13 protein-coding genes and 3 riboswitches are annotated in these 14,730 nt (G+C 34.1%); of the genes, 7 read left to right on the top strand and 6 right to left on the bottom strand.

The window, feature by feature from the left end; genetic code table 11:
• The 3 genes from LDM93_RS04900 to LDM93_RS04890 are packed head-to-tail and all read left to right on the top strand — an operon-like array spanning position 1 to position 2,480.
• Complete coding sequence (locus LDM93_RS04900; RefSeq protein WP_223890997.1) at positions 1–570, top strand: acyltransferase; 570 nt, start codon at positions 1–3, stop codon at positions 568–570.
• A 1-nt stretch (position 571) separates the two neighbouring features.
• Positions 572–1,432, top strand: a complete 861-nt coding sequence (locus tag LDM93_RS04895; protein WP_238480474.1) for a polysaccharide deacetylase family protein — start codon at positions 572–574, stop codon at positions 1,430–1,432.
• A 4-nt stretch (positions 1,433–1,436) separates the two neighbouring features.
• Complete coding sequence (locus LDM93_RS04890) at positions 1,437–2,480, top strand: hypothetical protein (RefSeq protein WP_223890995.1); 1,044 nt, start codon at positions 1,437–1,439, stop codon at positions 2,478–2,480.
• A gap of 516 nt (positions 2,481–2,996) precedes the next feature.
• Here LDM93_RS04890 and LDM93_RS04885 read toward each other — a convergent pair.
• The 3 genes from LDM93_RS04885 to LDM93_RS04875 all read right to left on the bottom strand — a co-directional run bounded on the left by LDM93_RS04885 (position 2,997) and on the right by LDM93_RS04875 (position 6,668).
• Entirely contained in the window at positions 2,997–4,463 is a 1,467-nt protein-coding gene (locus LDM93_RS04885; protein WP_223890993.1) for a hypothetical protein, read from the bottom strand.
• Between the two features lie 19 nt (positions 4,464–4,482).
• The gene (locus tag LDM93_RS04880) at positions 4,483–4,848 is read right to left on the bottom strand and encodes a hypothetical protein (protein WP_223890991.1); all 366 of its coding nucleotides are present in this window, start codon (positions 4,846–4,848) and stop codon (positions 4,483–4,485) included.
• Positions 4,849–4,928: 80 nt separating this feature from the next.
• A riboswitch (cyclic di-GMP riboswitch) is annotated at positions 4,929–5,007 on the bottom strand.
• A gap of 53 nt (positions 5,008–5,060) precedes the next feature.
• Positions 5,061–6,668 (bottom strand): fibronectin type III domain-containing protein, encoded by a 1,608-nt coding sequence (locus LDM93_RS04875; RefSeq protein WP_223890989.1) that lies wholly within the window; start codon positions 6,666–6,668, stop codon positions 5,061–5,063.
• 127 nt (positions 6,669–6,795) lie between these two features.
• Positions 6,796–6,879: riboswitch (cyclic di-GMP riboswitch) on the bottom strand.
• Positions 6,880–7,020: 141 nt separating this feature from the next.
• A riboswitch (cyclic di-GMP riboswitch) is annotated at positions 7,021–7,100 on the bottom strand.
• A gap of 552 nt (positions 7,101–7,652) precedes the next feature.
• Here LDM93_RS04875 and LDM93_RS04870 point away from each other — a divergent pair.
• The gene (locus LDM93_RS04870) at positions 7,653–8,648 is read left to right on the top strand and encodes a glycosyltransferase family 4 protein (protein WP_223890988.1); all 996 of its coding nucleotides are present in this window, start codon (positions 7,653–7,655) and stop codon (positions 8,646–8,648) included.
• A 162-nt stretch (positions 8,649–8,810) separates the two neighbouring features.
• Here LDM93_RS04870 and LDM93_RS04865 read toward each other — a convergent pair whose 3' ends face one another.
• From LDM93_RS04865 to LDM93_RS04855, 3 genes are all read right to left on the bottom strand, one after another.
• Positions 8,811–11,234 (bottom strand): polysaccharide biosynthesis tyrosine autokinase, encoded by a 2,424-nt coding sequence (locus LDM93_RS04865; RefSeq protein WP_223890987.1) that lies wholly within the window; start codon positions 11,232–11,234, stop codon positions 8,811–8,813.
• 16 nt (positions 11,235–11,250) lie between these two features.
• Positions 11,251–12,006, bottom strand: a complete 756-nt coding sequence (locus LDM93_RS04860) for a polysaccharide biosynthesis/export family protein (RefSeq protein WP_223890986.1) — start codon at positions 12,004–12,006, stop codon at positions 11,251–11,253.
• A gap of 89 nt (positions 12,007–12,095) precedes the next feature.
• A complete protein-coding gene (locus tag LDM93_RS04855; protein ID WP_223890985.1) occupies positions 12,096–12,887 on the bottom strand; it encodes an RNA methyltransferase in 792 nt (263 codons plus the stop codon).
• Positions 12,888–12,987: 100 nt separating this feature from the next.
• Between LDM93_RS04855 and LDM93_RS04850 the strand changes: the two genes are divergently transcribed.
• The 3 genes from LDM93_RS04850 (at position 12,988) to LDM93_RS04840 (ending at position 14,705) form a co-directional block, all read left to right on the top strand.
• Entirely contained in the window at positions 12,988–13,383 is a 396-nt protein-coding gene (locus tag LDM93_RS04850) for a rhodanese-like domain-containing protein (protein WP_223890984.1), read from the top strand.
• Between the two features lie 82 nt (positions 13,384–13,465).
• Positions 13,466–14,323: a DnaJ C-terminal domain-containing protein gene (locus tag LDM93_RS04845; protein WP_223890983.1), complete on the top strand. Its 858-nt coding sequence runs from the start codon at positions 13,466–13,468 to the stop codon at positions 14,321–14,323.
• Between the two features lie 10 nt (positions 14,324–14,333).
• Positions 14,334–14,705, top strand: a complete 372-nt coding sequence (locus LDM93_RS04840) for a heat shock protein transcriptional repressor HspR (RefSeq protein WP_223890982.1) — start codon at positions 14,334–14,336, stop codon at positions 14,703–14,705.
• Positions 14,706–14,730: the final 25 nt, after the last annotated feature.

The raw sequence follows: 14,730 nt of genomic DNA, 5'->3' as shown, positions 1-14,730 counted from the left end.
ATGAATCAGAATAGGATAGATGAATATAATAAGTCGCAGATGAGTACAACTGAAAAACTCATAATTGTCCTCAAGTCTATTTTTTCACTTAATTTTATAAAATCAATAGCGTCTTCATTTGCTTATTATCTGTTTGAACATGTGTATTGGAAGTTTGATATTACAACAAATGGACCCTATAGAGTGCATGCGACAACTTCTATACGTAATGCAAAAAATATTTCTTTTGGCTTTGATACACGAATTACTACAAACTGCATTGTCTGGGCAGGTAAAAGATCTAAAATTATCATAGGTGATAATGTGCTTATTGGACCGGGTGTACAGCTTCATGCATCAAATCACGGATATGGACTTGGTAAAGGACCTATGACTTACCAGGAGAGAGTGGAAAAAGATATCATACTTGGGAATGATGTTTGGATCGGAGGAAACAGTGTTATTACTGCAGGTGTTAGCTTGGCGGATGGTATTATTGTGGCGGCAGGTTCAACAGTAACCAAAAGTTTTGATGAAAAAAATATCATCATTGGTGGGGTACCCGCAAAGAAAATTGCACAAAGGAACTAAAATGAATGTATTGACATTTGATATAGAAGACTGGTTCCATATTTTGGATAATCCATCAACAAAAACTGAAAAACAATGGATACAACTTGAATGTAGAATCCACCAGAATCTGGATAGAATTTTAGATATTTTGGAAAAACACAATCAAAAAGCCACTTTTTTCTGTATAGGATGGGTAGCGAGAAGATATCCTACAATTGTTAAAAAGATTGATAATTACGGGCATGAGATTGGTAGTCATTCAGACATGCATCAGCTCGCTTATGAATTCAATAGAGAAGAGTTTAGAGAGGATCTTGAACAATCGATCAAATCTATTGAAGATGTAGTTGGCAAAAAGGTAAGGGCATATAGAGCCCCTGGTTTTTCTCTCAAGCATCGAAATACCTGGATGCTTGAAGAGCTTAGTAAGCATGGTGTCGAAATAGACTGTTCGGTATTCCCTGCAAGAAGAGCACATGGTGGTTTTAAAGAATTTGGTCATGCAGAACCGGCATATGTTGAAATAGATGGTGCCAGAATTAAAGAGTTTCCTATCAATCTTTACTCGATATTTGGAAAAAATATTATTTTTTCCGGTGGTGGTTATTTCAGACTGATCCCATACCCACTTATTAAATTCTTCATGAAAAAATCTGATTATGTCATGGTCTATCTTCATCCAAGAGATTTTGATTATGATCAGCCAATGATAGAAGGGCTTTCAGCATTTAGAAGATTTAAATCTTATGTGGGATTAAAAAGCACCTCAAATAAACTTGACAGATTACTTAATGACTTTGACTTTATGGATTTGAAAGAAGCAAATGAATGCATTGATTGGGGAAAAGTTAAAACGATTAAATTAGATAGGAATCTCTAAAATAATGCCAAATAATAAAATATTATCAGGCTATTGTGCCTTAAATATTTGCAATAATGTCATTTATGCGGCTAAAGGTTACAAAATATTTAAAAGTTTTGATGGCGGAAAGTCATGGGAAATTGATGGTAAGATAGAAGATCTTAAGTATAGTTTGATTGCTAATACAAGTAGGTTGTTGGCAAGACTATTTCGGACAGAAATTACATATCTTCTTATACTGCAGGATGGAAGTAGGGTAGCCATAGGTAAAAAGGGTATTTTTGTTGCTCAAAAAAATGAAAAAATCTATAGAAAAACTTTTAATGTAAGCAGAGGAACACGACCTTTGAATATGTGTGAGGACAGTAAAGGATACCTCTATTTTGGAGAATATCTTAGTAACCCTGATAGAGAAGAAGTACATATTTTCAAGTCAATAGATTCGGGAAAAACTTGGACGATATGCCATACTTTCCCTAAAAGTACTATACGACATGTGCATGGTATATTCTATGACAAATATGAGGATTTGTTGTGGTTTGCGACAGGTGATTTAGATGGTGAATGTATCATTGGTTATACTAATGATAGTTTTGAAACAGTAAAAATTTTTAAACATGGAGGGCAGAAGTATCGGGCAGTTCAGTTATTGTTTTTTAAAGATTTTATCATTTATGGGACTGATACTGAATATGACAAAAACTATATTTACAGGTTAGATAGAAAGAATGGGAAAGAGCATTGTCTGCAGGAGCTTCAGGGGTCAGTCCTCTCATCTGTTAATTCAGATGAATATGCTGCCATATCTACAGCAGTAGAGCCATCTGAAGTGAATCATGACATATACTCATATATTTGGTTTAGTAATGATGGATATCAATGGAAAGAACTCTATAAAGGGAAAAAAGATTCATTAAATCCGAAATATTTCCAATATGGAAGATTTAAATTTCCCATCGGAGCGATTAACAATGAAGAGATATTGTTTTCAGGCCATGCATTGGAAAGGTTGGATAATAAAACAATTATTTATTCTTTAACATTGTCAGGCATTTTAAAGCACTAATTCTTAGTATAAGTGCTATCTTTTTAATTAATACTTTATCTGGGCTTTCTATATTATAACATCATTGTATTTGTGTTTTATCTTGTTCTAAATTATTATGATTTCTTTTTTGAAACATTAATAAATGCACGTTTCTTAAGTAGATATGAACGAATAAGTCAATTGTCATGTTCCTTAAATCTTAGTATAAGGATATATAAAATTACAGTATCATATATTTTCTCTTTTGTAGTGAACAAAGAAAAACTGATTATCATGTGCCTTATCTTTAATCATTTAGTTCGAAAAATTGTATTTATTATTAAAATTTAGAAACCATAAAAAGTCAATGATACAAAACACAATTAATTCTCTTGAGGGGGAGAGGGTACTCTTTCCTATGAATCTTAATTAATATTCATAGGGTTTTAATTAAATTTTTGAAGTTAAAAATTATTGATGTAATAGAGTCAGCTCTGAAAATCAATAATTTAACCCCAAAATTTTATATTAAGTCTCAAATAAAGACAGTAGGTGTTAATTATTTATTGATGCGTTTATGAGTGTAATGGCTCTTGGACTGTTCGTAAATTTATCAGTTGTAAATACATAATCGGTAGTTCCTATAGCATAATTATTATTAGGTGAATATGTTCCCCCTGAGTTGCCTTCCAATATAATGTTTGTAGGAGAATTAATTATGTTATTGTCAGTCCACACTGTGCCACTTGAATTATACCAAAATCTGGCATATGCTGTTCCATTGGCATTTACTATAGTGTTGAAGCGCATATCTATATTGTTTGCTCCAGCTATACTTAGGGAATAATACGAGCCAGTCATACCATCAACTGCTCCACATTCATATAGCAAGTTATTTTTCATTTCACCATCATAAATGGCATAATCGGCAAACAAAGAGTCACCACCACTAATACCTACATTTGAGTCAAATATTACATTGTTGTTAAGTATTATATTACCGATTCCGTAATGATAACCAACAGCAGCACCGAAGTCACTTAAGTAACTACCTGATGAATTATCTGATTTTCTATACCCCCACATGTGGTTGTTTGTAATGATAATAGGGTTTTGTGCATTTAAAGAGCCTATTTTTAAATCTATTGCATTTTCAGCAAAAGCATAAGTTCCACTAGGAGTATAGTTACCATTTCCATCAGTATATATAGAAGAGTCTATGTAGATATGATTATTATCAATAATTGTACCTTCAACATTCGCCGTAACCTCTGGTGTCATGGGAATAACAGTCTGTATACCATCGTTTGAATTTACTATCTCATTGTTAATTATTTTAGTATTTTTAATAGAAAATACTGTTGAGCTCCAATCTTTAAAAGATATGGTTGGATTATCGAGTAAACGTCCTGCATGTGTCATATTCTGAAATCTACAGTTCTGTATCGTATTATTATTCGCATCTCTTTTTAACTGTACTGAAGTAATTATTTCATGGGTAAAAGCTCTATTAAGAATATTATATGATGAAGTCGCGTTAAACAAAAATGAACTTATAAGATTATTTTCGATAGCTGCAGCTCTATCCACTATCCAGTAATTCGCACCATTAAAAGTAAGTGCATAGTTTGCTACTTGTGTACTAAGTAGTTTTCCTGGATGCAAGTCATTTCCGTTGTTAAGAATGATATAGCGTCTCTTTTCAGATGTACCACTTGCAGTCAAGTTAATATTTCCAAGTGATCTATAGTCCCCAGGAGAGACACAAAAAATTCTTTTACTGCTATTATTTATTGTACTCCAGTCAGTATTACTTGTGATAAACTGTACTTCTGGATTATTTGCATCACATGCAGGTAGGGTTATTGGTTCCAGATATTCACTAGAAGTACTCGCATCCGAAGTTGGCTGTTCGTACGGTGTTGTTTCTGTTACAACAGGAGTTAATTTGCTTCCTTCTAATGTAAAATCTGCCATAAGCATTGTAAGTGAGGTAAACGAGAGTAAAAGTATTTTTTTCATAATTCAATCCTTTCTTTAATTAAATTTTATAGGCAATATTGCCTGCAGCATCTACTATTATTTTACCAGAATATGTGGCATAAGTATTTTTATCGTAGTCATATACTTGTAATGTGAACATTTCTCCAGGTATTACTTCAATTTCAAATTCACCATTCTCATTAGTAGAAAGATCGGTTCTGATCCAGTTGTCACTAATAGCATCCACTCTTAGGTTTGGTACCGCTTTCTTATCAGTATCGATGATACGATCAGTATATATAGTGTAATCGGTGTAATAATCTTCTGTTTCTATAGATGAATTTCCACTTCCTCCTCCACATCCAGTGAATAAAGTTACAAGCATCACCATAAAGATGCTCAGTGTTTTTTTGTATAAGTACATTTGTATTACCTTTTTCTTTATAAATATGATAAAAGTGTGTTGTGAAACATTTGAGAATGTACTTCTCTAAAACGGAGCATATAGGCAGCCCGGCCATCTCATTCATTGAGGTCCTAAGCTTTCCGTCCTTGTTTCACAACAAGTTTGGCTTTTTCCAGTGGTCAAATTCTAGTATAAGAGTATTACTACAGTATTACTTGCTTGTTTTATAATTATAAGCTAGAGTTATCAACTATTTCACCTGGAGCTACAGCAGCTATCAAACCATTGTATGCAGCACTGTATTTATCAGTGTAGTGATATGATTCTAATGTGAACGCATGACCTGGTATTACTTCAATTTCAAACATACCGTTCTCATCGGTACTAAGATCGGTACTGATCCAGTTGTCACCAACAGCATGTACCCTTAGGTTTTTGACAGGTGTTCCATCTGGGTAGAGGATACGATCTGTATAGATACCCGAGGCTTCTTCGATAGGTTGGTTGAGACTCCAGGTCCCTGGGTGGGAAACGGTACCTTCGTATGTTCCATCTGCCAGACGAGTCGCATAACCTTCTTCTATCCACATTCCTTGTGCATAATCATAGTACCAAAGTGGGATAATGTTTTCTGTTGCCCCTGTAGCTTCAAATATTAAAGTCATATCTTCAGATACACTTATTGGATTGCCAGCTTCATCTTGCAGATCCACTACCATAAAACCGTAAGAGACGAAAGGAACGATGCTCCCATAACTGTCTTGCCCTTTATATTCTCCAGGGAATGTTATGTCGGTACTTTTTTCTGTACTGGTACGATAAGATAATCCAGTAGTGACCTGTCCAATATATGGACTTCCATCATGATTGATATAAATACCGGAAGGTATATCGATATGGGCTCCAGTAACTACAATTTGGCTGTCATACGTCCAGTGGCTAATATATTTATCCATTTCAACAACTGTGTAATTTGGGGATGCAGCATCTATTTGAATGATCGTACTGTTTTTATAGTAACCGTCGGCATTAAACGTGACAACTGCTTTATCAGTTGCAGCTATATTCGTTAGTATATAATCACCTTGAGCATCAGTTGTTGTTATGCAGCCACCTATATTGACTTGAATACCTACTAATCCTACTCCAGTATCTTTATCCGTAATATGACCTTCAATTTTTGCATCACCTTCTAGACAGAGAGCTTGAGTCTCTTCAGCGATTGGTTCAGTTGGCACTGGTTCAGTTACGATTGGTTCAGTTGGCACTGGTTCAGTTACGATTGGTTCAGTTGGCACTGGTTCAGTTACGATTGGTTCAGTTGGCACTGGTTCAGTTACGATTGGATCAGTTGGAACAGGATCTGTTACGATAGGGTCAGTTACAACTGGATCTGTCACAATTGGATCTGTCGGAACGGGATCAGTTACGATCGGTTGTGTACTTGCAAGTGTTGTAAATGTGTTATCATTACTTACAATCAGTCTACCTCTCTCATCTTCGGAGACTGTTCTATAGTGATATTCTGTATTGGCCTGTAAATTTGATAAGGTAACAGTGCCTTCTTCTTGTACTGCAACTACTGAACCATACTTATTACTTGTACCATACTCTACTAATTTTGTAGTATATCCATAAGGATTCCACTCGATGGTAGCAGAATCTTCTGTAGCTGTGACAATGATATCAATCTTCACTACTTTTGCTATTGAGGTTGTAGTGATATCTGTTGAAGTTGAATCCGTTGAAGTACTTGTTCCTCCACCGCCACAACCTACAAGTAAAGTTGCACATGAGAGTATGAGTACGTTTTGTTTGATATTGTTAAGTCTAAACATTGTTTAAAATTTCCTTCTTTTATGGACGTGGTGTTGTGAAGAAAATTAGTTATGAAGAAATAGAAAGGATGTTTCTATGAAGAACGGTTTAGACCACTATAATATATAGCATTACTTTGTATTTAACAAAGGCAACTAGGCTATCTCATTATTATTTATGAGACCCTTGGCTTTCCGTCCCTACTTCACAATAGGTTTGGCTTTTCTCACTAACTTGATGGGAATTATATTAAAAGAGTGTTACCTCAATATTACCCATATGCCTGAATTTTTATTAAGATTAGGATTATAAACTTTATATAAAAGTTATAATTTATTTAAAACTATCGTTTGAGATACGATGTATCTAAATAAATGCAACCCAGCTATCTTTTTTTCAAAAGACCTGAAGCTTTCCGTCCCTGCTTCACAACAGGTTTGGCCCAATACTTTTATTACTATAAATTATGATAAAATAATATCTTAAGTCATAGTCATAGTGCAATAATACATAATTAAACTGAAAAAAATATAAAATGATAATATATCTATCTTGATATTTATGATCAATTTATTTGATGAAATACGATATTAAACTTTTTGTTTTGATGAGATTTAAGTTGAGAGGTAGTGATATCTAGAAGAATTAAAATACGGATCAGCTCATAGAGCTGATCCGTATTGGATGTTTATTTTAGGAAAAGAAGAGATTATTTGATAAATTTTCTTCTAAAGAAGTGCTAGAAAAGTCCCAATGCTATCATCAATAAAAACATTATATCAAAGTGTTTACTGTCAGGACTGCATGTAAAACCACCATTGCTAGTAATTTCACGACTTTCAAGAGAAAAAGAGACCAAAAGTATTCAGCACTTGTTGCACTAGGATTTACTCTGATATATTTATGAAATTTCATGTATACAATAAAATACTATATTTTGTAGTATCTACAAATTATAGTATTATAACTATAGCAGAAGATGGAATAATGTAAAGGATTTATTTATGGAGATTTCATTATTAAATAGTATTTTTTTAATTTCTTTAGCAGGTATGTTGATACTCATGATTTTTGCTAAGAAGGTAGGGTTGATTGATATTCCAAATGAAAGAAGTGTACACAAAAAACCTATACCAAGAGGTGCGGGTATTTCTTTTATTCTGGCTGTATTTATTACACTGTTTCTATTTGATCTTGAGTATTTAAAAACATACTATTATATTTATGCAGCTATTGCTGTAGTCTTTATAGCAGGGGTGTGGGATGATTTGAAAAATATTTCACCGATAATAAAATTTATCTTTATCTTTTTTTCTTCAATCATATTATATCTTCATGATGTTGCTATATTTTCATTGGGAACTTATTTTGGTTATGAAATGATCTTACCAGTTTGGTTGGTCTTCCCTTTTACTTTTTTTGCTATAGCAGGGTATACCAATGCCTTGAATTTAATGGATGGATTAGATGGTTTGGCCGCATCTATCTCTATCGTGATACTTGTTACTTTTTTGGCAATAGGTTTAGAATATCATGACGAGTTCATCATTTCATTATCGTCATTTTTTATCGTAACACTTCTCGCATTTTTGTTGTTTAATTGGAACCCTGCAAAAGTATTTATGGGTGATAGCGGTTCACTCTCATTAGGAATGGTGATAGCGATTTTAGGTATACACTCGGCGCAGTACATTACGCCTGTATCTATTTTGTTTATTGTTGCATTACCTATATTAGATACTTTTATCGTAATGATACGACGTATGCGACGTCATAGATCACCATTCCATGCAGATAAAAATCACATGCACCATTTTTTGTTTAATGTTAAAGGAGATATCCGCTATACAGTCATAATCTTGGCTATGATGCAAATGATATTTTCGATTATAGGATATCAGGTAAGTCAAGCAAGTGATTTTCTTTCTTTGCTTCTATTTATATTGTTGTTTTCTATATACTTAAATTTATTTGATCAGCGGCTAAAACGACGTCATTGAGAATATAAGTGATACTGATAAATGTTGTTTAAATAATTATTCGGGCTTCTTTTAGTATTTTCATTTACCATCTATACCGTAAAAGGTATGAAGGACGTTATTTAATTCATAAAAAGGCTACGGTAATGGGATTTCAAAATCAGAACTTAAGATTTAGGAAATCTATTTAAAATTCTTTCTAAAAAACTCTATAATTTTATTTTTTTTCTGACTTTCATCACTTGTACCATATCCATATCCATATCCATACCCATAGCCATATGAGCCTGAAGATGCATCTACGGAATTGATCACTAAACCTATATGTTTAAGATCATGTTTTTCTACTAGACTATTTAAGTCTGTAACAAATGATTTCTTCGCATAATTCTCACGAAAAACAATGAGATTTAGATCGGCATATTGCATGAGATGCATCGTGTCTGTTACTAGACCTAGTGGAGCACTGTCTATAAAGATATAATCATATTCCTCTTTTAACGTATCCATTAATTCATTTAATTTATCGGTAAGAATAAGTTCTGAGGGATTAGGCGGAACAGGACCGGAGGAAATAATGTCTAAATTTTTATATTCACTTGACTGAATAATATCTTCAATCCTGCTTTTCCCACTCAAATAGGTACTCATACCAGTATTATTACGTACATTAAAATAATGATGAAGTGTAGGCTTTCTTAAGTCTAGATTGACAACTATGGTTTTTAAATCTGCCATTTGAAAAATTGCACCTAAATTCGCTACAGTAGTACTTTTCCCTTCTCCAGAAATTGTTGAAGTTACTAAAACAACATTAGCTTGGTTTTCTTTCCGGGCAAATTGTAAATTTGTACGTAAGTTTCGATAACTCTCTGCAAAAGGTGACCTTGTATCTTTGAAGACTTCAAGTTGAATCACTTTTTGTGTTAATGTAGGAAGAATACCATAAATTGGTAATGTAGTCAGGTTTTCGATATCATTTTTATTTTGGATCTTGTTATTCATAAAATTACGTAAAAAGGCTTGAATAACACCTAGTATTATACCAAGAAAAAGAAATACAATTAGAAAAAGAGCTCGTTTTGGAGCAATAGGCTTCCAACTGCTATATGCACGGTCTATAATCCTATAGTCTGAGAGTATTGCCACTTTAAGCATTTCATTTTCAGATTTTTTTCTAAGAAGATATTTATAGGTTTCTGCATTTACTTCATAGTTTCTCTGTAGATTAATGAGAATTCTCTCTTGTGTTGGAAGTGATTCAATGTTTTTATCATAAGATCTTTTTAATTTTGCAAGATTTCTATTTCTATGTAACATACTTGACTTTAAATTTTGAACATTTAATATAAGTTTTTTTATAATATATTTGATCTGTTTTCGCACGGCAATTAACCCAGGATGTTTAGAAGAATACTCCGCCCGTAATCCTTCTTCTTTAATCTGCGCTTCTTGTAGCTTGGTAATAAGAGCTAGTGTAGATGGATCATTCAATTCCATCAACAGTGGAGCCATTGCATCAAGATTTTCACCTTTTTTTATAAAGGCAAGAAGGTTTTTCATTAACATTTCTTTGAGTTCATTTTGTGAGACTTCAATATCAATCTTACTTAATTCCTCAATATATGTTGCACCCTGTAATTTCGGATCAATCGCTTTATTTTCTATTCTGTAGTTTTCCAATTTTTTTTCAGAATCATCTAGTTTCCTTTTTATTTCTTTGAGCTGTTCATCAATAAAGTCTATGATTCTGTCATTGCCTTTGGTTTTCTCAGCTACACTTTGAAGTATGAAACTTTCAGCAAGCTCATTAACATAGGTATCCGCTCTTACACGAATAGTATCAGCATAAGTAATATTTATTAATGGTGCATCTTGATTGATTTGGGTAATCATAAGATTATTTTTTATACTTTCATATATTCCTCTGTTATTACTGTTGAGGATAACATAAATAGGTTGGTCTATCGTATATTTTTTTTCAACTGTTAATTCAAAATAGGCATTTTTGATAGGTTCACCATAAGGAAGTATTTGTTGATCATCCAACTCAATAATTTCTTTGTCAAATAGTAAATGTAACATTTTATTTTTCAAGGTATTATCGACTTGAAGATGATAGCCATCTTTTACAGGGATGACTTTAAGTTGATGCCCTAGAATTTTTGTATTAAAAATAGTCACATTTTTTACTTTTATCGGAACATTGCTATAAATTTCAACTTGTTTAAACCCTTTATCTACAAAATATCGTGTATGAAAGTTTACTTTATTGAGTACAGGATTATTGACATGAAAAGTTTTTAAGATCTCTATATCTTTATTTACATTTGAACTACCAAAAGCAGTGAAGGCTTGACCTAAAAAGTCGCTACCAGGTACATTGCCACCTTGTGTTCCACCGGCAACGGATTTGACTTCAATGACAGCTGATGAACTGTAAATATTAGGCTTGAAATAAAGTTTAGTAGCAGCCATTATCACTGTTAAGAATGTAATAATTAAAATCGACCATTTGTAATATAGAAAAGTGTCAAATATTTCCCTTAAATCAAATTCATTCTCATTATGCATTTGATCACTTCTCTTTATATCGGTCTGCTGCATCTATTATCTTCTCTAATTAATCATTTAAGTATTTAACCTGAACAGCTGGTTGTATGATATTTCCTATGAGTTGTAGTCCTGGATTAGTTTCACTGATACCAACATTGATAGATTTTATATCATTTGGAGCTACATAAACTATGTCGTTAGGATAGATCATTAGGTTGGCTAATTTGATGGAGTTTGTACCTGTTAGGTCAACAGTCTCTGTATAGACTTTATTGTATCTATTTTTCAAAATAACGATCGCATGTCTGTTAGCAGAATCTGTCAAGTCACCTGCTTTAGCTAACAATTGTAAAAGTGTAGTTTTCTCATTAAATAGCATAACTTCACCAGGTTTACGTACTTCTCCTAGAATGTAGGCTCTTTTGTTTAGCACTTCCAAATAGAGTTCTGCATCTTCAAGAAAAGCAGAATAGGCTTTTTCTATCTTTTGTTGTGCTGCTCTTTGAGAAAGTCCGGCAACATGTACATTTTTAACAAGTGGTAGTCTCACATACCCATTTGCATCAACTAATACACCTGTGGTATCTTGTCTTTGACTCGCAGCACTTGTTGTACCAAGTTCAGGATGATTGTACATTGTAATAGAAATCCTATCATGTGGTTGGATCTTATATTCATATTTGGCAACACTGGTTAAGTCAATTACCTGTTTTTCCGCATTTGGTTCACTTATATTTGTTTCGTGGAATAAAACAAAATCCTCTTTAGTTGTACACCCTGCCAATGCAAGAGCCACACTTAGATACAATAATATACGTTTCATGATATACCCCTTTTTTTTAATATATTTTGAGTATATCAAAAATAGAATTAACTTACAATGGTTTTTAAACTTATTTATAACTATTAATACTAATTATGGTTAACTCTTTGTTTAAATTGATACATCATAATGGAAGCGGCAACTCCTACGTTAAAGCTCTTCACACCTTCTGTCATCTCTATGGTGACCACTTCATCACACTGATCCAATATGTCATCTGACAAGCCTGAACCTTCATGACCCATAAGCAGTACCCATTTATCTACGACTTTGACAGAGGCAAGAGGTGTGGAGTCATGCGTGACCTCTGCGGCATAGATGCGGTAGCCATTTTCTTTGAGTGTCATGATAGTCTCATGTATATCATCATATAAATGTGTTTTGAGCATACTGATATGTCCCATGGAGACTCTAAGTGCCCGTCTGGAGTAGGGGTGTGGTCCATGTGCAGGCAATAGGTATGAGTTTATGCCTATTGCAGCAGCAGAGCGTGCGATGGAGCCTATATTTTGTGTAGAACTTATCTCATCTAGCATAATGATTTGGTCATCAAGTTCATCCAGTGGTGTTGGTTCCGGACGTGTGCCATGCATCATTACATTATGGTGTATCTTGTGCCCTACAATCTCTTGCATCAGGGCTTTGCTTGCGACAAAAAGTTGAGGAATATTTTTCTCTTTGATAAGATGTGAGTAAGTATCATAATACTCTTGTGTAGCCAGGATACTTCTGACACGGATATCTGTCTCTAGAAGCAAGTTTACTACTTTGGGGCTGTCAGCTACAAAGCTGTTGTCAGAGGTAAAAGCATTGTCTCTGAACTGATGGTAAATGTTGAGTTCTGGTAAGTGTATGTCATTAATCGTTATAAAATTCATCATGTATTGTACTCTAAAGGGTGTGAAATCTACGATTACTTTACTGTAATTGGTTATAATGTAAAAGATTTAACTCATATTATCATTACTATAAGGAATAGAGATGAAGAAACTATTTATAGGTGTATGCCTTATGACAGCATCATTGATGGCAGAGTTAACGCAAGTGTGGGCAACACCTCAGTTTGCTGAAAAAAATATAAAGATCATCGATATTCGTACTCCTGCAGAGTGGAGAGAAACAGGGATCGTAAAAGGTTCTTATACCATTATGTTTTTTGATGAAAAAGGCAATTTCAATGTTGAGACTTTTTTGAAACAATTAGATATGGTTGTTAAGAAAGATGAGCCCTTTGCACTCATATGTAGAGTAGGCAGTCGTACGGGTATTGTTTCTGAATTTTTATCAGACAGGCTAGGCTATAAGGTCACTAACCTCAAAGGTGGCATTATGAAGATGATACATGAAGGCTATAAAACAGTACCATATCAACCATAATTTCATCCAACTTGATTGACATTGACTAAACTTTTCTGATATAATTTTTTAAAATAAAGAAAACCATTATTTTAGGAATACTATGTCAAAAAGTTTATATGAAACGCTCGGTGTCAGTGAAAACGCTTCTGCCGACGAAATTAAAAAATCTTATAGAAAACTCGCAAGAAAATACCACCCGGATATTAACAAAGAAGAGAGTGCTGTAGAGAAGTTCAAAGAGATCAATGCAGCCTATGAAGTACTCTCAGATCCAGAGAAGAAAGCGCAATATGACCAATTTGGTGATCAAATGTTCGGGGGACAGAATTTCCATGATTTTGCACAGAGACAAGGCGGAGGTGTTGACCTCGATGAGATACTCAGACAAATGTTCGGTGGAGGCGGTGGTGGCTTCGGTGGCGGTTTTGGTGGAGCGCAAGGCGGTTTTGGCGGGTTTGGTGCTCCTGACCTCGATATGCAAGCACGTATCACCGTACCTTTTATGGTGGCGATCAATGGCGGTAAACACAATGTTTCTGCCAATGGTCAGAATTTTGACATTAAGATCCCGGCAGGCATTAAAAGCGGTGAAACCATGCGTGTACGCGGTAAAGGTAAACAATACCAAGGACATGTAGGAGACCTTCTTATACAGGTAGAAGTTGCAGCTTCGGATGAGTATGAAAGAAAAGGTGATAACCTCTATAAAACATTTGATGTTCCTTTGAAAGAAGCACTTTTTGGAGGTAAGATCGCCATAGATACACCAGAAAAAGAGGTTTCACTCAAAGTACCTAAGAATACGAAGAATGGTCAGAAATTCAGGCTAAAAGGTAAAGGTGTCGCTGACAGAAAAACAGCATTAAAAGGTGACTTGTATCTTGTTGCCAATGTGGTTTTACCTGATGTAGAGACATTGGATGATGAACTAAAAGCGATGATCGAAGCAAAACTCTAAAGGATTTTATATGCATAGTTATGACGAACCCGTGTACCTAATCTCTGTAGTAGCTACCATGTTAGACATACATCCCCAAACATTGAGACAGTATGAACGTGAAGGTTTGGTTGAACCTTCACGTACTCAGGGGCGCATGCGTCTTTATTCGCAGCGTGATATTGAACGTATGAAACTCATTTTACGATTAACACGTCAAATGGGTGTGAACCTTGCGGGGGTTGATATTGTTCTGCAGCTTAAAGAACAGATAGATGAAATGCAAAAAGAGATAGACCAATTACGTGAAGAACTGAGTAAAGTAAACCGTCATGGTTCTGTACATTCAAGCAAAGCATTGGTTACGAAAAGTTCATATGATATTATAATTTTTGAGGATTAAGATAAAAGTCATACTTATATAATAA

It is taken from the genome of Sulfurovum sp. TSL6 (assembly GCF_019972115.1).
Taxonomy (GTDB): Bacteria; Campylobacterota; Campylobacteria; order Campylobacterales; family Sulfurovaceae; genus Sulfurovum.
This window is presented reverse-complemented; position numbering and strand designations above follow the sequence as displayed.